The following is a 21,035-nucleotide window of genomic DNA, read 5'->3' on the forward strand; positions in this document are numbered from 1 at the left end:
CCGACCGGCCATTATCGCCGGGGCGGTCCCGCCGTGCCGGCTTCACCGGGCAGGTTGCCCGGAGTTGGCCGGCGGCGCGTCGGGGCCTGTTGCCCGGCGGTGATGGCCTCTATCGGACGGGCCGTCAGCGGGGCTGGGGCCTCGGCTTCAAAACAGTCGTGGGTTACCAGGTTCCGCGACACCCGTTCCCCTGCCCGGGGCGGCGGGTGTGGACTGGCAGTGCCACATTTGAAGATCAGGAGGTCCCAGCTATGTTCGAGCGTACCTCTGTGGGATTGGATGTCCATGCCCGCAGCATCGCCGCCTGCGCCCTGGATTCGACGACCGGGGAAATCATCCGACAGACCCTCGCCCCCGACGACGTCACGGCCTGGCTTGAGCGGCTGCCGGGCCCCATTGCCGTCACCTATGAGGCCGGACCGACCGGCTTCTGGCTGGCCCGCACCCTGGCCGGGGCGGGCATCGAGTGCCAGGTCGCTGCGCCCTCGCGGCTGCTGCGGGCACCGGGAGACCGGGTCAAAACCGATAAACGTGATGCAATGTCCCTGGCCCGGATGCTCCGGCTCGGGGAGATCGTGCCGGTCAGGGTGCCCACTGCGGACCAGGAAGCGATGCGGGACCTTTGCCGCGCCCACGCGGCTGCGGTCAAAGACCTCACCCACGCCCGGCAGCGGATCAACGCGATGCTGCTGCGCCAGGGCGCCGTCTATCCGGAAGCCTCGCACTGGACCCGCGCCCATTCGGCGTGGCTGGGCCGGCAACACTTTGATCATCCGGCCGCCCAGGCCGTGTTCGAGTCTTTGCTCGAAGCCGAGTCGCTGGCAGTGCAGCGGCGCAAGCGGCTGGACAAGCTGGTCGCATCCGCTGCCGCGGACTGTGAATACACGCCGGTGATCAACGCCCTGACCTGCCTGCGCGGGATCGACACCGCCGCAGGATTCGGGCTCGCTGCCGAGATCGGAGACTGGACGCGCTTCACCGGCGCCACCATCGGTTCCTACCTGGGCCTGGTCCCGTCCGAAGACTCTTCCGGGCAGACCCGCAGGCAGGGTGCGATTACCAAGGCCGGCAACAGCCACGCCCGCTGGCTCCTGGCCGAAGCGGCCTGGATCCACCGCCGCCCCTACCGCAGACCCGGCGTGCGCCTGCTCAAGCAGTGGGAACTGGTCGACCCGGCCACCCGAATCCGGGCCCAGGAAGGCAACCAGCGCCTGCACCGCCGCTGGGAAGCCTTCGACGCCCGGAACAAGGCCTCCACCAAAGCCAACACGGCCGTCGCCCGCGAACTGGCCGGCTGGTGCTGGTCACTGGCCGTACCCCTCCAGCAAGGAGCCGCGATGAAGGCGGCCTGACCCCGAAACGTGCCGGCCGCCGGCGTGGACCGGCGGCATGGGCAGCATGTGGGACCTAACCCGGGAGAACGCTATGGGCAGCCGGCCCCAACGCCTGCGACGCCCGGTCCTAGACCACGGTAGAGTCCGCCGAACACATCGTCATGCGGAACCAACCCGCGTGTGTCAGCCTGACCATGCCAGTCGACAACAGTCCGCCCAGCCGCCCCCTCCGTGCCCTGGCCGGCACCAAAAGAGCGGCTCCCGACCCAACCAGCCGGGAGCCGCTCACCACTGCCTCTTGACAAACCTCTCTACATATCAGCGGTAGTTGATGAACTGCAGGTCCACGTCCAGGTCCGAGGACTTCAGCAGGGAGATGACCTCCTGCAGGTCGTCGCGGGATTTGGAGGAGACGCGCAGCTCGTCGCCCTGGATCTGGGACTTCACACCCTTGGGGCCTTCATCGCGGATGATCTTGTTGATCTTCTTGGCCTGGTCCTGGGCAATGCCTTCCTTGATCGAGGCCTCGATGCGGTACTCCTTGCCGGATGCGTAGGGTTCGCCGGCGTCGAGGGACTTCAGCGAGATGCCGCGCTTGACCAGCTTGGACTGCAGCACGTCCAGCACCGCCTTGACGCGTTCCTCGGAGTTGGCCTTCATCAGGATCTTCTCGCCGCTGAAATCCGCCTCGGCACCGACGCCCTTGAAGTCGTAGCGCTGGGACAGTTCCTTCTGCGCCTGGTTCAGGGCGTTTGCCACTTCCTGCTTGTCCACCTTGCTGACGATGTCGAACGAAGACTCGCTGGCCATGTTTCCTCCTCGCTGGGGCCGGATATTCTCCTCCCTAGCCTACTGGCTGGCGCCCGGCCTGCAGCTTCCCAGCAAACGCACAGGTTTCCGGCAGTAACCGTTCATATGGATTGGCAAGACTGGTTTCGGTTAATCGATACGAACCAAAGAGTCGAAGGAGCAATTACATGGGGAGCCGCCCGCGCTATGTCGTCCGGTCGATGAAGGTGGCAGCAGGGTCGCTTCTGGCGGCAGCCGCCGTCAGCGTCCTGGGAGTGCTGGGCACGGCCCCGGCACAGGCCGCCGTTCCGCAGACGTTCGGGGCCCATGCCCAGCTGTCGGCAGCTGCTGCCGGAACCTTGGCCCGCCGCGGCATCGACGCGCCGGAAGTGCAGGCCGGCCTGCTGCGGTCCGAGCCGGATGCAGCCCGGGAGCGCGCCGGACGCATCGCCGGAATCCGCCAGGAGATGCAGCAGGCGGTGTCCTTGGGGCTGGTCACGCAGGCCCAGGCCGACCGGTTCACCGCCCAGCTTGCGGCGCGGATCATGCAGGGCCGCTGAGGCGCGGGCGGTCCTGCGGAGGGGCATGGCGGCGGCCGGAAACGCCCGATTCGAAACTCAGGCCAAGTTTGTGTAAGGTTGTCTTGCTTCCACAAACGGAAGCGGTCTTCGATGAAGACGTTCGGCAGATTACCCGAGCGGCCAAAGGGGGCTGACTGTAAATCAGCTGGCACTGCCTACGGGGGTTCGAATCCCTCATCTGCCACCGCCGTCCCGGCCGGGACGCTGCACCCCGGATCCTGATTCAGGATCCGGGGTGTTCTGCATTCCGGGCCTTCTTGCCCCGGCCCGGATTTCGATTAGGCCAAGGCCCTATCCAAGTTGCCGCAGACGCTCTACTGTTCAGAATGATTGCTCCGTCTTCGAGGAAGGAGGAGTGCGGCAGACGATGTGAACCGTGGTCCGGGGGGACCGCCGGCGGCAAGGGGATCCTGCTTTCCATGGGGTAATTCCGCCTGATTCCTTGGCTGCAGGCATGCACCCGGCACGATGAAGTGCCGCCGGCCTCCGCCGGCTCCGGCCGAGCGCAGGCGCGGCACCACAGGATCTTCCGTACGTCGGCATCATGGGGCTTTGGCGACGCAGGAAACCCGACTCTGTCGGACTCGAACAACTGATGGAGACAGCGCCCAGGGGATACGAGGACCGCGGCCGCAATGCGGCTGCCCGCTCTGTATTCTGGATGGCTGCGGTGGCGGCGGTGGCGGTCAGCGTCGGGTCGCTGGTGGCGCCGGCGGCGGTGGCGATCTCGGCTGCCGGACGTTCCGCCGTGGATCTGTGGGACGAACTGCCCTCGGAGCTGCCGCTGGACACTACGCTGCCGCAGCATACCGTCCTGCTGGACAAGAACGGGCACGAATTCGCCCGCTTCTACAGCGAAAACCGGATCGACGTGAAGCTGGACCAGGTTTCCGACGTCTTCCTCCAGACCCTGATCAGCACCGAGGACGTCCGCTTCTATGAGCACCGCGGCGTGGACCCGTACGGGGTGACCCGCGCCCTGGTCAATAACGCCCTCTCAACCCACACCCAGGGTGCCTCCACGATCACCCAGCAGCTGGTGCAGAACATCCTGGTCAACAATGCGCGGGATGCCACCGAGGAATCCGTGGCCGTCGGGGATACCTACAACGCCAAGATCCGCGAAGCCAGGTACGCCATCGAGCTGGAGAGGAGGCTGAGCAAGGACGAAATCCTCACCCGCTACGTCAACGCGGTGTATTTCGGCAACTTGGCCTACGGCGTCGAGGCCGCCGCGCGGATCTATTTCCGCACCACGGCGGCCAAACTCAACCGGGCCCAGTCCGCGCTGCTGGTCGGGATGCTCAAAGGCCCCACGGTCTACGACCCGGTCCGGCACCCGGAGGCGGCCAAGGCACGGCGCAACACCGTGATCTCCACCCTCCAGTTCCGCGGCGTGATCGATGCCGGCGAGGCGCGGGAGCTGAGCCAGGCGCCGCTGGGGCTGCGGCGGGGTTCGGTCCCGTCCGGCTGCGGCGATTCCAAATACCCGTTCTACTGCGCCCTGGTCCGGGACGAGATCCTGACCGACCCGGCCTTCGGCGCCACGCCGGAGGAGCGCCAGGACAGGCTTTCGCGCGGCGGCATGACGCTGAAGACGGCCCTGGATCCGCAGGCTGCCAAGGCGGCCCAGAAAGCAGTGGTGGAGGCGCTGGGATACGGAAACCGGGCCGCACTGGGGACCGCCCTCGTCGAGCCAGGAACCGGCCGCATCACCGCCGTGGCACAGAACCGGAAATGGGGCAACGGCAGGGGCAAGACCGAAGTGGTCTATGCCAAGCAGGCCTTCCAGGTCGGTTCGTCGATGAAACCGATCGTGCTGGCAACGGCGCTGAGCCGGGGCATTCCGGCCACCACCCGGCTGGAGGCCAACGGCCCGTACTACTCTGTGTTGGCCAATCCACCGGGCGGCTACGTCAACTATGCCTACCGCAACTACGGGGTGATCGATGCCTACAAGGCCGTCCGCAGCTCGGTGAATGTGTATTTCGTGCGGCTGATCGAACGCGTCGGCGTCGTCAACGTCGGCAAATTCGCCCGGCGGCTGGGCATCACCTCCCTCCCTGAACTGTTCGGGCGGGAAGCCTATCTGGCCCTGGGCGCCTACGAAATATCCCCGCTGCAGATGGCCAACGCCTATGCCGCCTTCATGAGCGGAGGCATCGTCTGCCGGCCGGTAACGGTGACAAGCGTGGTCCGCAGCGACACCGGGGAGAAGCTTCGGGCCCCGGACCCGGGCTGCCACCAGGAGATCGATCCGGCGGTCGCGGACACCGTGGCGAACATCCTGAAGGAGCCGTTCCAGCCCGACGGGACACTTGGCCTGCTCGGCCGGCTCAAGGACCGCGAGGCCGGCGCCAAGACCGGAACCACCAATGACTTCGCCGCGAACTGGATTGTGGGCGCCACCCCGCAACTCTCCGCCGCCGTCTGGCTGGGGGACCCGCGCGGCGGCGTCCAGTACCCGCTGAACCAGGTCACGGCCTACGGCAAGTCCTTCACCGACCTCACCGGCTCCGAGGTGGCAGGGCCGGTGTGGAAGGCGACGATGGAGGGAGCGCTCAAGGGCAAGCCAGCCCTGGCGCTGCCGGACAACGAACCGTCGTTGGCCAGCCGGATTGCGCGGCAAGCTGTCCCGGACGTGCGGGGCCTGAAGGTGGACGAGGCCATCACGGTCCTGCTGCGCAACGACCTCAGGCCGGTGGTCCGCTCCAAGACCGCGCCGGGCGATGCGCTCTATCCGGTGGACACCGTGGTACAACAGTCCCCGAAACCCGGCGGGCCCCTGCGCTACCGGCAAAAGATCGAGCTGACCCTGAGCCAGGGCAGCCGGACCGGCATTACCGTTCCCGAGGAAAGGTAGGCCCGAGATGTCGGTGCTCGACAAACATCCGGTCCTGGCCCTGGCCGTCGGTGCGCTGACCCTGGCCGCCATCAGCGGCACCGGTCTCACCGCGCTGTCGCTCAGCGGCGCGCCGCTGGCCTACCAGTCGCCGTCGACGGCGGGGGCGCCTGCCGTGGGACGGGCCCAGCCGGAGGCGGTGCTGGCCAAGATCAAGGACTCGCCGGCGGATTCGGTGCTGAACGGGGTGCTGGAGTCCCCGCCCCAGGGCTGGAAGGCGGCCGGCACCCTGCAGCGGGCGGCCGCCCAGCCGATGCCCTTCGACTGCCCGGTGGACGGTACCGCCCCATCGGTATCCGTCTCGCGCCTGTTCAGCACCGGCGGCCACCTGGTCCAGGTGGTTCTGGCCGCCTACCGGGCCGGACTCGGTGCCGAGGTGATGAAACAGCAGTTGGCCCGCTACGACTCCTGCGCCGGCGACGACATCGTCGTCGAGCAAGGCAGCATCAACGGCAAGCAGCCTGGCGTCGAGGCGCACTTGGCCATCGCTTCCAAGGGCCAGGCCGTCTCCCAGGTACTGGCCACCCGCCGGGGTGACGTCCTGGCGTTCTACGTGGCGGATGCGAAGACACCGGTAGTGAAACTGGCCCGCGCATTCGACGTGCGGCTGGGCAGCAAGCTGAACCCGGTTTGCGCCAATCCGCGCTCGCAGCCGGCCGACGCGAGCCGGTCGCCTTGGTCCGCGTCCGGCTACAAGCCCTATACGGTCAGCACCGGCGTGGCCGTGCGCGACATGGCCGTGCCGCAGAATGCCACTGCGGCCAATGTGCTGATGGTCCAACTTCCGGCGCCCACCCTGAAGGTCAAGAAGGTCGATGCGACGGTCCAGCCGTGGTACCCGGTCTGGCCCCCGATGCCCGAACCGATGGCCTACCCCGAGCCGCCGAAAAGTCCGGACCCGGCGGCCACGACCGAGAAGGCCGTCCGGATCCTGACCGAAGACAAGACCGGACCGGGCTGCGGCTGGGCCTTCACCGGTATGCCCGCCGTGCCGTTCGACAGCGCTGCTGCGGACAAGACCAACCGCGAGCTCACCCGGAAGGCCGTGGCGGCCCTGCTGACGGACCAGCGGCAGTGGCAGCAGGAGGTGCTGGACTATTGGAAGGCCTACGGCAAGTACAAGGAGCAGGTCGCCGAATACAAGAAGTACGCGGCGAAGGTCAGCAAGGTCAATGCGACCTGGGCAGGCATCGAGGATGACTGGAACCAGTACTGGGCGCGCTACGCCCGCTACCAGGACGCCTTGGCCACGCACAACGAGTTCCTGGGCGACCAAGCGGACGCCCGGACGAAATACGCCAAGGAACTGGAGCGCTGCACGGACAAGAACAAGGAGATCGTCAAGGAATCGGAGGCTGCCGACGTGGACCCGGAGACCGTGGACTGCCGCAAGGAAGTCGGCTTCCCGGCGATTCTGTCCCAGACCCCGCCGGCGGTGCCGGCCGAACCTGCTCCGCCGGCAGACCCTGCACCGAACCAGGCCAATTGACCGGGCGGGCAGTCATGCGCTGAGCGAACACCGGCGACAGGCCGGGGGAGCGGCCGATAACCTTGGGAATATGGCAACGATCAACGTCACCGAAGCCCAGTTTCCGCAGACCATCGAGGAGAACGACATCGTTTTCGTCGACTTCTGGGCCGACTGGTGCGGCCCGTGCAAGCAGTTCGCCCCCGTTTATGACGCCGTGTCCTCGGAGCATGCGGACGTGGTCTTCGCGAAGGTGGACACCGAGGCGGAACAGCGCCTTGCCGCCGCTGCCGGCATCTCCTCCATTCCCACCCTGATGGCCTTCCGCGAGAAGGTCCTGGTCTTTTCCCAGGCCGGCGCGCTGAACGCCACCCAGTTCTCCGAACTGGTGCAGGCGGTCAAGGGCCTGGACATGAAGGAAGTCCACGCCCAGGTCGCCGCCCAGCAGGCCCAGCAGGCCGGCCAGGAGTAAGCACCCGATCCCTGTTTTGGATCAACGGGGCACCGCCGTCGCCCGACGGCGGTGCCCCGCTGTCTTTGAGGTTCCTGCGGCAGGTTAGTGGAAGCGGTGGTCCTGCGGCGCCAGCCGCGGCCCGAAGGCCGGCTTGCGGACGCCGCTGAGCCCGAGCAGTCGCACCACCCGCTGGCGGTGGCCGCGCCACGGCTGCAGCAGCCGGAGCATGCCGGCGTCGTCGGTCCGGCGTCCGGTCAGGGCGTAGCCGACGAAGGCGGCCAGATGGAAGTCCCCCACGGAAACCGAGTCTGGATCTCCGTGCGTGCGCTGGGCGATCTCCGCGGCGCTCCACGGCCCGATGCCCGGCACCGAGCACAGCTTCGCGGCCAACTCCGGCCCCGGCGGCAGCGCCGCGAGCCGGTCCAGCCCCGCGGCGACGGCGCAGGCGCGCAGGATGGTCGCCGACCGCTTCGGATCCACTCCGGCCCGGTGCCAGTCCCAGGACGGGATGCGCCGCCACTGCGCCGGGGAAGGGGCCAGCATCATGCCGGCCGGCGCCGGTCCCGGAGCGGGCGAGCCATACTTGCCCACAAGGTACTTCCAGGAATAGCGGGCCTCGATCGTGGTGACCTTCTGCTCCAGCACCACCGGCACGAGGGCGTCGAAGACCCGGCCGGTGGCAGGCAGCCGCAGGCCGCGGTGCCGCCGCCGCGGCTCGGTGACCAGGCGGGGGAGGGTGGCCTGGAATCCCGGTTCGTCGAATCCGGACCAGTCGTCCGCGGCGCCCAGCAGCCCGGGCAGGGATTCCAGTGCCGCGTCTGCGCCCGGGCCCCAGCAGTCGGCGGAAACGGCGGTGCGGCCGTCCGCCGGGCGGGCGGTCAGCCGCAGCGTGACCGGGCCGGCGGGCCCCGCGTACACCAGCCACACGCCGTCGGGGCCGATCCGGCAGGTAGGGTCCTGCCGGCCGCGCGGCAGGATGCCCAGCGTGCCGGCGAGGTCGTAGCCGCCGGGCATGTCGACGACGGCGGCGCGGTCCCCGGCGCGCCGTGCCGCCGCCGGCTGTGCCTCTGGCTGCGCCGCTGTCGAGGCACGGGCCGGGGAAACTGCAGGCATGCATCCATGCTCCCACGGCGGCGCCGGGCCGGCGCCCGGCGGCCCGGCCAATGTGACGCGATGACGGGCCGACATGACCCCGGCACGGCCGGCGGGTAGATTTGGGGCCATGAAGTATGCCAATTCTGTTCTGGACCTGATCGGCAACACACCGTTGGTCAAGCTGAACAAAGTGACCGAAGGAATCGCCGCCACAGTCCTGGCGAAGGTGGAGTATTTCAACCCCGGCGGCTCGATCAAGGACCGCATCGCGGTGAAGATGATCGAGCAGGCGGAGCGGGACGGCAAGCTCCGGCCCGGTGGGACGGTGGTGGAGCCGACCAGCGGCAATACCGGCGTCGGCCTGGCCCTGGTGGCCCAGCAGAAGGGTTACAAGTCCATCTTCGTGACCCCGGACAAGGTGGGCCAGGAAAAGCGCGACGTGCTGCGGGCCTACGGTGCCGACGTCGTCGTAACCCCCACGTCCGTGGCCCCGGACAGCCCGGAGTCCTACTACGGTGTCTCGGACCGGCTGGTCACCGAGATCGAAGGCGCGTACAAGCCGGACCAGTTCTCCAACCCCGCGGCCCCGGCCAGCCACTACGAGACCACCGGGCCGGAGATCTGGCGCGATACCGAGGGCAAGGTCACCCACGTGGTGATCGGTGCCGGCACCGGCGGGACCATCACCGGTACCGGCCGGTACCTGAAGGACATTTCGGCGGACCGGCCGGCCGAGCAGGGCGGCCGGGTGAAGATTATCGCCGCGGACCCGGAAGGCTCGGTCTACTCCGGCGGCACCGGGCGCCCGTACTTCGTCGAGGGCGTGGGCGAGGATATGTGGCCGGGCAACTATGACAAGAACGTGCCGGACGAGGTGCTGGCGGTCAACGATGCCGAGTCCTTCGCGATGACCCGGCGGCTGGCCCGCGAGGAGGGCCTGCTCGTGGGCGGTTCCTCCGGCATGGCGGTGGTCGCCGCGCTGCGGGTGGCCCGTGAGCTCACGGCCGACGACGTCGTCGTGGTCATCCTGCCTGATTCCGGCCGCGGTTACCTGGCCAAGATCTTCAACGACGAGTGGATGCGCTCCTACGGATTCATCCCCGGCAGCGAGGAATCCACCGTCGGCCAAGTGCTTCAGGGCAAGGCCGGCACGCTGCCGGACCTGGTCCACACCCATCCGGCCGAATCGGTGCGCGACGTCATCGAGATCATCAACGAATACGGTGTCTCCGTGCTGCCGGTGCTGTCCAAGGAACCCCCGGTGGTGATGGGCGAAGTGGTGGGTGCCGTCGACGAGCGCACCCTGACCGGGCTGCTGTTCCGCGGCGAGGCGAAGCTGACGGACAAGATCGGCGACCACATGGGGGAGAAGATGCCGCTGATCGGCGCCCTGGAATCGATCTCGGCGGCCCGCGAAAAGCTCCAGCACACCGATGCCCTGATGGTGACCCTCGAGGGTGCACCCGTGGGTGTGCTGACCCGCCACGACCTGCTGACCTACCTGACGAACTGAGGGAACCTGCGATGACCACCTTCGAGAACGCTTCCGGCACCGGCTTCAACACCCGCGCCGTGCACGCCGGACAGGCCTTCGAACCGCGCACCGGCGCCGTCGTGCCGCCGGTGCACTTCAGCTCCACCTATGCCCAGGACGGCATCGGCGGGCTGCGCTCCGGCTACGAATACGGCCGCGGCGGCAATCCGACCCGGGATGCGCTGCAGGAGCAGTTGGCCGCCCTCGAAGGCGGCCGGCACGCCTTTTCCTTCGCCTCCGGACTGGCCGCCGAGGACGCGCTGATCCGTGCGCTGCTGACCCCCGGCGAGCACATCGTGCTCGGCAACGATGCCTACGGCGGAACCTACCGGCTGATCAACCGCGTGCTCGGCGGTTGGGGCGTCGGCCACACCGTGGTGGACATGGCGGACCTGGACGCGGTGGCGGCCGCCGTCGCGGCGGCGAAGACCCGCATCGTGTGGGTGGAGACCCCGTCCAACCCGATGATGAAGATCACCGACATCGCCGGGCTGGCCGCCGTGGCGCACGCCGCCGGGGCCCTGCTGGTGGTGGACAACACCTTCGCCTCGCCGTACCTGCAGAACCCGCTGGCGCTGGGCGCGGACATCGTGGTGCACTCCACCACCAAGTACATCGGCGGCCACTCGGACGTGATCGGCGGAGCCGTGGTGCTCAACGACGACGAGCTGGCCGGCAAGGTCGGCTTCGTGCAGTTCGCCGTTGGTGCCGTCTCCTCGCCGATGGACGCGTTCCTGACCACCCGCGGTCTGAAGACCCTGGGCGTGCGGATGGACCGGCACAGCGCCAACGCGCAGGCGGTGGCCGAATGGCTGGCCGGGCGCAGCGAGGTGGAGACCGTGTACTACCCGGGCCTGCCGGACCACCCCGGCCACGAGCTGGCGAAGCGGCAGATGCGCGGCTTCGGCGGCATGGTCTCGGTCTCCTTCACCGGCGGCGAGGCCGCGGCCCGCAAGGTCGCCGAGTCCACCGCGGTGTTCACCCTGGCCGAGTCCCTCGGCGGCATCGAGTCGCTGCTGAACTACCCGTCCGAGATGACCCACGCCTCGGTCAAGGGCACCGAGCTGGCCGTGCCGGAGAACCTGATCCGGCTCTCGGTGGGCATCGAGGACGCCGAGGACCTGATCGCGGACCTGGACCAGGCCTTCGGCCGGCTCTGACGCCTGGCAACGCTGGCGCATCCGGGCACCGAGTGGGAATACTGGGGGCATGGAGAACAGACACTATCCACCGGCCGGCGTCTGGGCCGGCCTGCAGTCGCGCGATGCCAGGGGCCTGATCGGCTTCCTGACCGGAACCGTCGGCTTTACCACCCATGCCCTCTACGAAGCAGGCGGGGACGTGGCGCACGCCGAGCTGCTCTGGCCGGAGGGCGGGCTGGTCATGGTCTCCGCCTGGACCGGATCGGGCCTGTGGGCACGGGAGCCGGGCAGCGCCCAGCTCAATGTCTACACCCACCACCCGGACGACCTGTACCGGACCGTTGCCGCGGCCGGTGCGGACATCATCCAGGAGCCCACCGACACGGACTATGGCGCCCGCAGCTTCGGCCTGCGGGACCCGGACGGCAACCTCTGGGGCTTCAGCGATTACCGCGGCCAGCCCCTGGCCCCGCCCGCCGAGGAGGTCCAGGACGTCAGTTTCGAAGGCCATGCCTGAACCGGGCGCCCTGCTGGCCGTCTGCCGCGTGCATGCCCTGAAACCCGACGCCGGTCCGGCCGGTGTTACCGCCATCGACAAGCGGCCGGCCGGCGGCCCGGTCAAGGTCACGAAGCTGGGCCTGCGGGCGGACGTCCAGGCCGACCGCCGGCACCACGGCGGCGAACTGCAGGCCCTGTACGCCTACGCGGACCAAGACGCCCGCTGGTGGGCGGAGGAACTCGGACGCCAGATTCCGGCCGGCCTGTTCGGCGAGAACCTGCGCACCTCCGGCGTCGACGTCAACGGCGCCGTGATCGGCGAGCGCTGGCGGATCGGGGCCCAGGTGGTAGTGGAGGTGACCTCGGCACGGATTCCCTGCGGTACCTTCGCCCGGCATCTTCACGAACCCCAATGGGTGCGCCGTTTCACCGCCGCCGGCCGGCCCGGAGCCTACCTGCAGGTCCTCGAAACCGGCGAGATCCGCTCCGGGGACGGCATCGAAATCGTCCACCGGCCGCGGCACCCGGTGACCGTGGCCCAGTTCTTTGCGGGCCTGGACAAGGCCGGCGCCGCAGCGCTGCGGGCCGCCGGGGACGCCGGCGAGGTGAGCCTGGCACCCCGGGTGCGGGCCGCCGTCGCGCGGGTGACCCGCGCCGTCAGCCCGCGGGATGCCACCGCCGCGGGCTGACGGCTGCCGGCCGTCCGGCCCTCCGAAGGCCGGTGTGCGCAATCTCACCGGCCCCCGGGCACGGTGCCGGCACCACCGGCTTGCGCCATGCCGTAAGATAGAAGCATCCCCCACTCCGGTATTCCCGCATTTCTACGGGTAAACCACTGGCCGAACCGGCCGGAACCGCCACGGTTTCCGGCCGTCACCATGTTTACCGCGTCTGATTGGTGTGTAGGGTCCGCGTCCAGCGGGCAGTGTCATTTGGGAGCGCCGGCTTTGAAAACGCCGCCAGGAGATCCGCGGAGCAGCTCAGCTGCGCAGAAGCGAACACGTCCAGAGCGCGGCGGGAAGTCCTGCCATGGGATTGCAATAGTGCCGGACTTTGCGTAAGAGGCCTCCCGACCGCTGCCGATGCAGCGCCGGTGGCCCCCGTCCCAAATGAAGATGAGGATTCTCCATGTCCGAATACACCCATGACGACGCCGACCGGAGTGCGGAAGCAGCCGGGAATGAGAACGGCACCGAAGACACCGTGCTGTTCACCGATTTCAACCTCGACGGCCGCGTCCTGGCGGCCCTGACCGACGTCGGCTACGAAAAGCCCTCGCCGATCCAGGCTGCCACCATCCCGGTGCTGCTCGAAGGCCGCGACGTCGTCGGCCTGGCCCAGACCGGCACAGGCAAGACCGCAGCCTTCGCCGTCCCGGCGCTGTCCCGGATGGCCGAACTGGCCGAGGCCAACGGCCCCACCCGAAACACCCAGGTGCTGGTGCTGGCCCCCACCCGCGAGCTGGCGCTGCAGGTCGCCGAGGCCTTCAGCTCCTATGCCAAGCACCTTGAGGACTTCACCGTGCTGCCTGTCTACGGCGGCTCGCCCTACGGTCCGCAGCTGGCCGGCCTGCGCCGCGGCGCCCAGGTCGTGGTCGGCACCCCCGGCCGCGTGATCGACCACATCGAGAAGGGTTCCCTGGATCTTTCCGAGCTGCAGTACGTGGTCCTGGACGAGGCGGACGAGATGCTGCGGATGGGCTTCGCCGAGGAGGTCGACAAGATCCTCGAGGCGACCCCGGAGGAGAAGCAGGTGGCACTGTTCTCCGCGACCATGCCGTCGTCCATCCGGCGCATCGCCAAGCAGTACCTGAACAACCCGGCCGAGATCTCGGTGAAGTCCAAGACCACCACGGGCGCCAACACCCGCCAGCGCTACCTGCAGGTCATGGGCCCGCACAAGCTGGATGCGATGACCCGCATCCTTGAGGCCGAAGACTTCGACGGCATCATCGCGTTCGTGCGTACCAAGATGGCCACCGAGGACCTGGCTGACAAGCTCAAGTCGCGCGGCTACCGGGCCGCCGCCATCAATGGCGACATTCCGCAGCAGCAGCGCGAGCGCACTGTCGAGGCCCTGCGCGACGGCAAGATCGACATCCTGGTGGCCACGGATGTCGCCGCCCGCGGCCTCGACGTCGAACGCATCACCCTGGTCGTGAACTACGACATCCCGCATGACACCGAGTCCTACGTGCACCGCATCGGCCGCACCGGCCGGGCCGGCCGCTCGGGCGACGCGATCCTGTTCATGACCCCGCGCGAGAAGTACCTGCTGCGGGCGATCGAAAAGGCCACCCGCCAGCCGGTGGAGCAGATGCACCTGCCCTCGGCCGAGACCATCAACAACCTGCGCCTGAGCAAGTTCGCGGACAAGATCACCGAGACGCTGGCCTCCGAAGATGTCTCGCTCTTCCGCGACCTGATCGCGAACTACGAGCAGGAGCACGACGTGCCGGCTGCGGAGATCGCGGCGGCCTTGGCCGTCATGGCACAGGGCGGACGCCCGCTGCTGGTCCAGGACCTGCCCCAGGCGCCGAAGGGTCAGCGCGAGCGCGCCGGCGGCGGCCGGGACGCCATGAACTCCCGTGGCCCGTCCCGCGCCCTGACCGAGGGCAACGCGACCTACCGCATCGCCGTCGGCCGCCGCCACCGTGTCATGCCCGGCTCGATCGTCGGCGCGATCGCCAACGAAGGCGGCCTGAGCTCGGCGCAGATCGGCGGCATCGACATCCGTTCGGATCACTCCCTGGTGGAGCTGCCCGCGGATCTCTCGCCGGAGCAGTTGCGGGCGCTGTCCAAGACCCGCATCGGTGGCGAACTGATCCAGCTGGAGCTGGATAGCGGCCGCAAGCCGCGCCGTGACCGCGAGGACGGCGGCTACCGCCAGGACCGCGGCGGCTTCCGTGGCGGTTTCCGCAATGACCGCGGGGACCGCGACCGGGGCTTCCGCAGCGACCGCGGCGACCGTGGCGAGCGCGGTTACCGCGGCGACCGGCCGGAGCGCGGCGACCGCTCGGAGTCCGGCTTCGGCGGCCGCGGCATGGGCGCCCGCAAGCCCCGGCACGGCCGCGGCTAGCAGCCAAAGGTCCTGCGGCGCGCCTGCGCTTGGCCGTACCCCCGGAGGGGCATCCGCATCGGCGGATGCCCCTCCGGCATTTAATCCGCGTCCAGTTCCCCTTGAGCCCTGCAGAGGGGATTTAGCCCTGCGGAGGGGGCGAAAATGTGGGTTCGGACACAATGATCCGTTTCGATTTCACACCGGCGCAAAGTGCTGGTAATGTATTTCTCCGTTGCCCCCCTAGCTCAGTGGTAGAGCGCAGTCTTGGTAAGACTGAGGTCACGGGATCGATTCCCGTGGGGGGCTCTGAATGGCGGAGCCCGCGTCTGTGTCGCAAGGCGCAGTGCGGGCATTCCCATTCGTGGCGGTGTAGCTCAGCTGGTTAGAGCGCACGACTCATAATCGTGAGGTCCCGGGATCGAGTCCCGGCACCGCTACGGCAAGGAAAACCCCTCCCGGACCGGGAGGGGTTTTCTGCGTTTCAGGCCAGCCCCGCGGCAAACAGTCAGCTTGCTTACTGTTTTCGGCTGTGCCTACGGTGGAGATACGCCGCACTCCCGCGGCATCACTGCCTAGCCGTAAGGAGCAATCATGGCTGCTGCCGATATCTCCGGAAAGAAGATCGCCTTCCTGCTGACGGACGGTGTGGAACAGGTGGAGCTGACCAGCCCGTGGCAGGCCGTCAAGGACGCCGGCGGAGAGCCGGTCCTGGTGGCGCCCAAGACCGGACAACTGCAGGGATTCGACGGCGTCGACAAGGCGGACACCTTCGATGTGGACGTCGCCGTTGCCGACGCCGACCCGGCCGACTACGACGCGCTGGTCCTGCCCGGCGGCGTCGTCAACGCCGACCATCTGCGGGTCGAGGCCGCCGCCGTCGACTTCGCCCGGGCCTTCTTCGAGGCGCATAAGCCGGTAGCGTCGATCTGCCACGGGCCGTGGCTGTTGATCGAGGCCGGCGCCGTGGATGGACGGCGGCTGACTTCGTACCACACCCTGGCCACCGACCTGCGCAACGCGGGAGCGGACTGGGTGGACGAGGAAGTCGTTGTGGACCAGGGGCTGGTCACCAGCCGCAGTCCGAAGGACCTGCCGGTCTTCAACGCCAAGCTGCTGGAGGAAGTCGCCGAAGGCCCGCACGCCGGGCAGACGGCCTGACCGGCAGCATCGGCTGCAGCGGCGCGGGACCCCGGTGCGGGGCCGCGCCGTTGCCGTCTCCGGCCCGGCGTGCTGCCGGACCGGGCCGGCCGGGTGCGGCCGGACGCCGGCGAAACGATAGGCTTGAACCATGAATCCTTGGGACCTCGGCTCGCCGCTGTACCGCAAGCTGGTCATCTCGGCGATGGCGCTGATCGGTGCCGGCATCCTGCTTTCGATCATCGCGGCGGCAGCGCGGATGCCGGTCCTGGGCTGGCCCGCGCTGGTCGTGATTGCCGCAGGGTTGCTCACGCACCTGGCCGGACTCGTGGTCCGCGCCCGGGACGCCCGCGCCCGCCAGGCGGCCTCCCAAGGCCCCGCCGGAGGCCGGCCGCCGCAGCGGCCGGGCAACTAGCCACCCCGCCCCTCCAAGGGCCGGAGAAGGACTGATGAGCAAGATTCTGGAAGAGACCCAAACGGGCCGTGTCCTCACCTGCAAGGTGGGCATGCGCTGGGGCGACATGGATGCCTACGGGCACGTGAACAATGTGGAGATCCTGCGCATCCTCGAGGAGGCCCGTATCCACGCCTTCGGTCCTCCCGGCGGGACCGGCGGGCCGGGCCAGGATCCGCAGGTGCCGCTCTTCTCGACCCTGCCCGCCGGCACCCAGGCCCTGGTCGTCGAGCACCGGGTGCGCTACCTGGCCCCGCTGACCTACCGCAACATTCCGCTGGATATCGATGTCTGGGTCAGTGCCCTGAAGGCGGCCAGCGTCACCATCGCATACATCGTCCACGATCCGGTCACCGGCGAGGCTTGCGCCAAGGCCGAGACCACCATCGCGTTCGTCGCCGCGGACACCGGGCGGCTGCTGCGCATCGACCGGGACCAGGCCGCGCTGATCCGCCCGTTCGTGGGCCGGGCTGTCTTCGCATAGGCTGGATAGAGCTTTTGCCCGCTTGTAAGGAGTTGCATGTCTGAGCACGCAGGGGTCAATCCGGACCTCGCCGGCCGGGTCTACCCGGCCGGCGAGACCTACACGGTAGGCCGCGAGACAATCCGCGAATTCGCCCGCGCCGTCAAGGCCACCCACCCGGCGCATTTCGATGTCGAGGCCGCCCGGTCACTGGGTTACCGGGACCTGTTGGCCCCGCCGACTTTCGCGATCATCATTGCCCAGCGCGCGGATGCGCAGCTGGTGCAGGATCCGGCCGCCGGCATCGACTTCTCCCGTGTGGTGCACGCCGAACAACGCTTCGTCCACCACCGCCCGATCGTGGCCGGGGACGAACTGGTGGCCGAACTGCATGTGGACCAGGTCCGTGCCATGGGCGGCGGCGCGATGATCACCACACGTGCCGAAATCAGCACCGTGGACGGGGACAAGGCCGCCACCACAACCTCGTCGATCCTGGTGAGAGGGGAAGGCCAGTGAGCATCGCACTCGACACCCTGTCAGTCGGACAGGAAATCGGCAGCGCAACCATCGAGGTCTCCCGTGCGGACTTGGTGCGGTACGCCGGTGCCTCCGGTGACTTCAACCCGATCCACTGGAACGGCCGCTTCGCCGACCAGGTCGGCCTGCCGGGGGTCATCGCCCACGGCATGTTCACCATGGGTGCGGCGGTCCAGGTCGTCACGGACTGGATCGGGGATCCGGGCGCCATCGTGGACTACCAGACCCGCTTCACCAAGCCGGTCGTCGTTGAGGACGTGGACGGACCCGGCGCCCGGATCGAGGTCACCGGCGCCGTCGGAGCCATCGACGAGGCCAACGGAACCGTCCGTGTGGACCTGACCGTTACCGCTGCCGGGCAGAAGGTACTGGTCAAGGCCCAGGCCGTCGTCCGGACCAGGTAATCCGCTGTGAGTTCAGCCAGCCTGGCCCCGCTGACCACCGTCGGCGTCGGCGGCCCCGCCCGGCACTTTGCCGAGGCCAAGTCCGAAGCAGGCATCATCGAGGCCGTGCAGGGCGCGGACGACGCCGGCGTGCCGTTGCTGATCATCGGCGGCGGTTCAAACCTCGTCATCGCGGACGAGGGGTGGCCGGGCACCGTCGTGCGCATTGCCAGCACCGGCTATTCGCTGGACGAGGATGGACCCGGACCCGTCCTGCTCCACGCCGAAGCCGGACAGCCCTGGGATGAGCTGGTGGACTTTACGGTCCGGCACGGGCTGTCCGGGCTGGAGGCGCTCTCGGGCATCCCCGGCCTGACCGGTGCCACCCCCGTCCAGAACGTCGGTGCCTACGGAGCGGACGTCTCACATACCATCGCCTCCGTGCGCACCTGGGACCGCCAGCAGCGGGAGGTGAGGACCTTCACCGCCGCCGAACTCGGTTTTGGCTACCGGGATTCGGTCCTGAAGCGCAGCACGGACAACGGATCCCCCCGCTACGTTGTCCTCTCCGTCGAGTTCCGGTTGGAACGCAGCAGCCTCAGCGCACCCGTCCGCTATGCCGAGCTGGCCCGCTCGCTGGGCATCGAGGCAGGACAGCGAGCCGGCGCCGGCGATGTCCGCCGCGAAGTCCTCAGGCTGCGCGCATCCAAGGGCATGGTGCTGGACCCGGCGGACCGGGATACCTTCAGTACCGGATCGTTCTTCACCAACCCGATCGTCGATCCCGTCGTGGCGGATACCTTGCCCGGGCAGGCGCCGCGGTGGCCCGCGGGGGAGCGGGTCAAGCTCAGCGCTGCCTGGCTGATCGACCACGCCGGGTTCGGCAAGGGGTTCGGGCTGGCCGGCACCACCAATGGGCCGGCGGACGGGTTCGCAGTAGCCGGTGGACGGGCATCGCTGTCCACCAAGCACACTCTGGCCATCACCAACAGGGGAACCGCATCGGCTGCGGACATTCTGGCCATTGCCCGGACGGTGCGCGACGGCGTGGAGACCGCGTTCGGCATCCGGCTGCACCCGGAGCCGCTGCTGATTAACTGCAGCCTCTAGCACGGCCGACTACGCGGGAGCGCGTCCAAGGCGGCCCTGAACCGCACCAGGTCATGCTGCTGCCGGCGGAAATCGACCACGCGGCCACGGACCAGCCAGTGCACCAGACGGCTGCTCTGGCTGATCTGGACCGTGCAATCGAGCCGCTGCGGCATGAGCCAGTCGATGCCCAGGAAGTCCGGCAGGGCCGCCAGCAGCGCGTCCGCGTACATGATCCGGCAGAAGGCCCCGAAGGGCTGGAACTGGCGTTCGGCTGCAAGGAGGTGCGCATCGTCGGGACAGAGACGGTCCGGGCCCCGGGACTCCAAGTACAGCCGCAGATGCACGTCGATCCGGAGATAACGGTCGATCGTTACCGGCTTCCGGCCCCGGCAACGATGTTCAAGGAAACGCACCAGGAGTTGGTTGATGGTCGGTCCCGGCACGCCGTTGCGGACCGGTTCTCCGGGAGCGTCTTGGGAGCCCATGGCTCGACCTTAGGCGCTGCACGGAACGTTGGTGCGGTCGAAATCCGGGCCTGTGGAGGGCCCGCCCGTCCGCAGCGGTTGTGGAGGAGAAGCCGGCCCGGCAGATGTGCGACGGGTTGGCAAGGCCACTGCCCCTCCACAGGCTGGGTCCCTGCCAGGGAATCCACACGTCGGAGTTCCGCCGCTGGCACGGGAGAGGAATTCCCTATGGTGTTTGCGTGGCACTGGCAAAGACGCAGGTAGCTTTCCAGCTGATAGGCGCCCCGGCGGCGCGGCCGGATCTGGCCCGGGACGAGGTTCCGTGGTGCGCCGGCAACCGTAGATCCGGACTGTGTACCAAGCTGCAGCCCGGCCAGCTTTGGGCAGACCCGTCGGGCTAGCGGCCTGGAATGGCAGCGGGCCGCGCCCACAGCAGTGGACGCGGCCCGCAGCGAATGCAGACGGTCAGAGGTTGCCGGTGGCGATGCGCAGCATGCGGCGCAGCGGTTCGGCAGCACCCCACAGGAGCTGGTCGCCAATGGTGAAGGCACTAATGAATTCCGGTCCCATCTCCAGCTTGCGGATGCGGCCGACAGGAATCTGCAGGGTGCCGCTGACGGCCACGGGGGTCAGCTGCTCCAGGGTGGCTTCCTTGGTGTTCGGTACCACCTTGGCCCATTCATTGTCCGCGTCGATGATCCGCTCGATTTCGGCCACGGAGAGGTCCTCGGTGAGCTTGAGCGTCAGGGCCTGGGAGTGGGAACGCATGGCGCCGATGCGTACGCACAGCCCGTCAAACGGAATGCGTGTGCCGGCATCGCCGCCACGGCCCAGAATCTTGTTGGTTTCGGCCCCGGCCTTCCATTCTTCCTTGGACTGGCCGTTGCCCAGGTCCTTGTCGATCCACGGGATGACCGAGCCGGCCAGCGGTACGCCGAACTGGGTGGCATCCAGATCGGCGCTGCGCTGCGTTGCCAGCACCTTGCGGTCGATTTCCAGGATGGCGGAGGACGGGTCCGCCAACTGGGCCGCCACGGCGCCGTTGAGGGCGCCGAACTGGTTGAGCAGTTCACGCATGTGCCGGGCGCCGCCGCCGGAAGCCGCCTGGTAGGTCATGGAGGTTCCCCATTCGACCAGACCATTCTTGAACAGCCCGCCGAGGCCCATGAGCATGCAGGAGACGGTGCAGTTGCCACCGACGAAGTTCCGGACGCCGCGGCTCAGGCCGGCATCAATGACGTCCCGGTTGACCGGATCCAGCACGATGATCGCGTCGTCGGCCATCCGAAGCGTGGAGGCGGCATCGATCCAGAGCCCGTCCCAGCCGGCATCGCGCAGCTTCGGGTACACCTCGGAGGTGTAGTCCCCGCCCTGCGCCGTAACGATGATCGGCAGCTTGGCCAGGGTGTCGATGTCGTAGGCGTCCTCGAGCCGGCCGGCACCTTCGGCAAAGGCAGGCGCGGCTCCACCGGCGTTGGAGGTGGAGAAGAAAACGGGGTTGATCAGGTCAAAGTCACCCTCGTCCTGCATGCGCTGCATGAGGACGGAGCCGACCATGCCACGCCAACCCACCAGGCCCACGGAAGGGGCGGAATTCCGGGCAGATTCAGTCATGCGCTCCATTTTACGCGAGCGGACGGACCTG

Annotated in this window: 20 protein-coding genes and 3 tRNA genes; 19 read left to right on the plus strand and 4 right to left on the minus strand. The window is 68.4% G+C overall.

Features of this window, described 5'->3' with window-relative positions:
• The first annotated feature begins 251 nt into the window (after positions 1 to 251).
• Positions 252 to 1,352 carry an IS110 family RNA-guided transposase gene (locus tag LVY72_RS06185; protein ID WP_237818790.1) on the plus strand — a complete coding sequence of 367 codons (1,101 nt, stop codon included), beginning with the start codon at positions 252 to 254 and terminating at the stop codon, positions 1,350 to 1,352.
• Between the two features lie 300 nt (positions 1,353 to 1,652).
• Here LVY72_RS06185 and LVY72_RS06190 read toward each other — a convergent pair whose 3' ends face one another.
• Positions 1,653 to 2,144 carry a YajQ family cyclic di-GMP-binding protein gene (locus LVY72_RS06190; RefSeq protein WP_237818792.1) on the minus strand — a complete coding sequence of 164 codons (492 nt, stop codon included), beginning with the start codon at positions 2,142 to 2,144 and terminating at the stop codon, positions 1,653 to 1,655.
• A gap of 167 nt (positions 2,145 to 2,311) precedes the next feature.
• Between LVY72_RS06190 and LVY72_RS06195 the strand changes: the two genes are divergently transcribed.
• From LVY72_RS06195 to trxA, 5 genes are all read left to right on the plus strand, one after another.
• On the plus strand, positions 2,312 to 2,683 hold the full coding sequence (locus LVY72_RS06195; RefSeq protein WP_237818794.1) for a hypothetical protein: 372 nt from the start codon (positions 2,312 to 2,314) through the stop codon (positions 2,681 to 2,683).
• 123 nt (positions 2,684 to 2,806) lie between these two features.
• Positions 2,807 to 2,888, plus strand: a tRNA-Tyr gene (locus LVY72_RS06200).
• Between the two features lie 411 nt (positions 2,889 to 3,299).
• A complete protein-coding gene (locus LVY72_RS06205; protein WP_237818796.1) occupies positions 3,300 to 5,567 on the plus strand; it encodes a transglycosylase domain-containing protein in 2,268 nt (755 codons plus the stop codon).
• 7 nt (positions 5,568 to 5,574) lie between these two features.
• On the plus strand, positions 5,575 to 7,095 hold the full coding sequence (locus LVY72_RS06210; RefSeq protein ID WP_237818799.1) for a hypothetical protein: 1,521 nt from the start codon (positions 5,575 to 5,577) through the stop codon (positions 7,093 to 7,095).
• A gap of 70 nt (positions 7,096 to 7,165) precedes the next feature.
• Positions 7,166 to 7,546, plus strand: coding sequence for a thioredoxin (gene trxA, locus LVY72_RS06215; RefSeq protein WP_237818801.1), 381 nt, complete (start codon positions 7,166 to 7,168; stop codon positions 7,544 to 7,546).
• An 84-nt stretch (positions 7,547 to 7,630) separates the two neighbouring features.
• Here trxA and LVY72_RS06220 read toward each other — a convergent pair whose 3' ends face one another.
• Positions 7,631 to 8,641 (minus strand): DNA-3-methyladenine glycosylase family protein, encoded by a 1,011-nt coding sequence (locus LVY72_RS06220; RefSeq protein WP_237818803.1) that lies wholly within the window; start codon positions 8,639 to 8,641, stop codon positions 7,631 to 7,633.
• A gap of 109 nt (positions 8,642 to 8,750) precedes the next feature.
• Between LVY72_RS06220 and LVY72_RS06225 the strand changes: the two genes are divergently transcribed.
• The 13 genes from LVY72_RS06225 to LVY72_RS06285 all read left to right on the plus strand — a co-directional run bounded on the left by LVY72_RS06225 (position 8,751) and on the right by LVY72_RS06285 (position 18,944).
• Positions 8,751 to 10,136, plus strand: a complete 1,386-nt coding sequence (locus LVY72_RS06225) for a cystathionine beta-synthase (RefSeq protein WP_237818805.1) — start codon at positions 8,751 to 8,753, stop codon at positions 10,134 to 10,136.
• Positions 10,137 to 10,147: 11 nt separating this feature from the next.
• Complete coding sequence (locus LVY72_RS06230; protein WP_237818807.1) at positions 10,148 to 11,317, plus strand: cystathionine gamma-synthase; 1,170 nt, start codon at positions 10,148 to 10,150, stop codon at positions 11,315 to 11,317.
• Between the two features lie 49 nt (positions 11,318 to 11,366).
• Positions 11,367 to 11,816 carry a VOC family protein gene (locus LVY72_RS06235; protein WP_237818809.1) on the plus strand — a complete coding sequence of 150 codons (450 nt, stop codon included), beginning with the start codon at positions 11,367 to 11,369 and terminating at the stop codon, positions 11,814 to 11,816.
• Positions 11,809 to 12,486, plus strand: a complete 678-nt coding sequence (locus LVY72_RS06240) for an MOSC domain-containing protein (RefSeq protein ID WP_237818810.1) — start codon at positions 11,809 to 11,811, stop codon at positions 12,484 to 12,486. The genes LVY72_RS06235 and LVY72_RS06240 overlap by 8 nt, the downstream gene beginning before the upstream one ends.
• 439 nt (positions 12,487 to 12,925) lie before the next feature.
• On the plus strand, positions 12,926 to 14,875 hold the full coding sequence (locus tag LVY72_RS06245; RefSeq protein WP_237818813.1) for a DEAD/DEAH box helicase: 1,950 nt from the start codon (positions 12,926 to 12,928) through the stop codon (positions 14,873 to 14,875).
• 216 nt (positions 14,876 to 15,091) lie between these two features.
• A tRNA-Thr gene (locus LVY72_RS06250) sits at positions 15,092 to 15,163 on the plus strand.
• Between the two features lie 57 nt (positions 15,164 to 15,220).
• Positions 15,221 to 15,294, plus strand: a tRNA-Met gene (locus tag LVY72_RS06255).
• 154 nt (positions 15,295 to 15,448) lie between these two features.
• Complete coding sequence (locus LVY72_RS06260; RefSeq protein ID WP_237818815.1) at positions 15,449 to 16,015, plus strand: type 1 glutamine amidotransferase domain-containing protein; 567 nt, start codon at positions 15,449 to 15,451, stop codon at positions 16,013 to 16,015.
• A gap of 130 nt (positions 16,016 to 16,145) precedes the next feature.
• Positions 16,146 to 16,409 carry a hypothetical protein gene (locus LVY72_RS06265; protein WP_237818817.1) on the plus strand — a complete coding sequence of 88 codons (264 nt, stop codon included), beginning with the start codon at positions 16,146 to 16,148 and terminating at the stop codon, positions 16,407 to 16,409.
• 34 nt (positions 16,410 to 16,443) lie between these two features.
• Positions 16,444 to 16,932, plus strand: a complete 489-nt coding sequence (locus tag LVY72_RS06270) for an acyl-CoA thioesterase (protein ID WP_237818819.1) — start codon at positions 16,444 to 16,446, stop codon at positions 16,930 to 16,932.
• Between the two features lie 36 nt (positions 16,933 to 16,968).
• Entirely contained in the window at positions 16,969 to 17,430 is a 462-nt protein-coding gene (locus LVY72_RS06275) for a MaoC family dehydratase N-terminal domain-containing protein (RefSeq protein WP_237818821.1), read from the plus strand.
• Complete coding sequence (locus tag LVY72_RS06280) at positions 17,427 to 17,855, plus strand: MaoC family dehydratase (protein WP_237818823.1); 429 nt, start codon at positions 17,427 to 17,429, stop codon at positions 17,853 to 17,855. The genes LVY72_RS06275 and LVY72_RS06280 overlap by 4 nt, the downstream gene beginning before the upstream one ends.
• Positions 17,856 to 17,861: 6 nt before the next feature.
• Complete coding sequence (locus tag LVY72_RS06285; RefSeq protein WP_237818825.1) at positions 17,862 to 18,944, plus strand: UDP-N-acetylmuramate dehydrogenase; 1,083 nt, start codon at positions 17,862 to 17,864, stop codon at positions 18,942 to 18,944.
• Here LVY72_RS06285 and LVY72_RS06290 read toward each other — a convergent pair.
• On the minus strand, positions 18,941 to 19,411 hold the full coding sequence (locus LVY72_RS06290) for a hypothetical protein (protein ID WP_237818827.1): 471 nt from the start codon (positions 19,409 to 19,411) through the stop codon (positions 18,941 to 18,943). The genes LVY72_RS06285 and LVY72_RS06290 overlap by 4 nt on opposite strands.
• Before the next feature lie 444 nt (positions 19,412 to 19,855).
• On the minus strand, positions 19,856 to 21,004 hold the full coding sequence (gene asd, locus LVY72_RS06295; RefSeq protein ID WP_237818829.1) for an aspartate-semialdehyde dehydrogenase: 1,149 nt from the start codon (positions 21,002 to 21,004) through the stop codon (positions 19,856 to 19,858).
• Positions 21,005 to 21,035: the final 31 nt, after the last annotated feature.

The organism is Arthrobacter hankyongi, from assembly GCF_022012395.1.
GTDB classification, from domain to species: Bacteria; Actinomycetota; Actinomycetes; order Actinomycetales; family Micrococcaceae; genus Crystallibacter; species Crystallibacter hankyongi.

Excerpts from the sequence above, each read along its gene's own strand:
- LVY72_RS06185 (WP_237818790.1), top strand. The coding sequence starts at position 252 with ATGTTCGAGCGTACCTCTGTGGGATTGGATGTCCATGCCCGCAGCATC.
- LVY72_RS06190 (WP_237818792.1), bottom strand. The coding sequence starts at position 2,144 with ATGGCCAGCGAGTCTTCGTTCGACATCGTCAGCAAGGTGGACAAGCAG.
- LVY72_RS06195 (WP_237818794.1), top strand. The coding sequence starts at position 2,312 with ATGGGGAGCCGCCCGCGCTATGTCGTCCGGTCGATGAAGGTGGCAGCA.
- LVY72_RS06205 (WP_237818796.1), top strand. The coding sequence starts at position 3,300 with ATGGAGACAGCGCCCAGGGGATACGAGGACCGCGGCCGCAATGCGGCT.
- LVY72_RS06210 (WP_237818799.1), top strand. The coding sequence starts at position 5,575 with ATGTCGGTGCTCGACAAACATCCGGTCCTGGCCCTGGCCGTCGGTGCG.
- trxA (WP_237818801.1), top strand. The coding sequence starts at position 7,166 with ATGGCAACGATCAACGTCACCGAAGCCCAGTTTCCGCAGACCATCGAG.
- LVY72_RS06220 (WP_237818803.1), bottom strand. The coding sequence starts at position 8,641 with ATGCCTGCAGTTTCCCCGGCCCGTGCCTCGACAGCGGCGCAGCCAGAG.
- LVY72_RS06225 (WP_237818805.1), top strand. The coding sequence starts at position 8,751 with ATGAAGTATGCCAATTCTGTTCTGGACCTGATCGGCAACACACCGTTG.
- LVY72_RS06230 (WP_237818807.1), top strand. The coding sequence starts at position 10,148 with ATGACCACCTTCGAGAACGCTTCCGGCACCGGCTTCAACACCCGCGCC.
- LVY72_RS06235 (WP_237818809.1), top strand. The coding sequence starts at position 11,367 with ATGGAGAACAGACACTATCCACCGGCCGGCGTCTGGGCCGGCCTGCAG.
- LVY72_RS06240 (WP_237818810.1), top strand. The coding sequence starts at position 11,809 with ATGCCTGAACCGGGCGCCCTGCTGGCCGTCTGCCGCGTGCATGCCCTG.
- LVY72_RS06245 (WP_237818813.1), top strand. The coding sequence starts at position 12,926 with ATGTCCGAATACACCCATGACGACGCCGACCGGAGTGCGGAAGCAGCC.
- LVY72_RS06260 (WP_237818815.1), top strand. The coding sequence starts at position 15,449 with ATGGCTGCTGCCGATATCTCCGGAAAGAAGATCGCCTTCCTGCTGACG.
- LVY72_RS06265 (WP_237818817.1), top strand. The coding sequence starts at position 16,146 with ATGAATCCTTGGGACCTCGGCTCGCCGCTGTACCGCAAGCTGGTCATC.
- LVY72_RS06270 (WP_237818819.1), top strand. The coding sequence starts at position 16,444 with ATGAGCAAGATTCTGGAAGAGACCCAAACGGGCCGTGTCCTCACCTGC.
- LVY72_RS06275 (WP_237818821.1), top strand. The coding sequence starts at position 16,969 with ATGTCTGAGCACGCAGGGGTCAATCCGGACCTCGCCGGCCGGGTCTAC.
- LVY72_RS06290 (WP_237818827.1), bottom strand. The coding sequence starts at position 19,411 with ATGGGCTCCCAAGACGCTCCCGGAGAACCGGTCCGCAACGGCGTGCCG.
- asd (WP_237818829.1), bottom strand. The coding sequence starts at position 21,004 with ATGACTGAATCTGCCCGGAATTCCGCCCCTTCCGTGGGCCTGGTGGGT.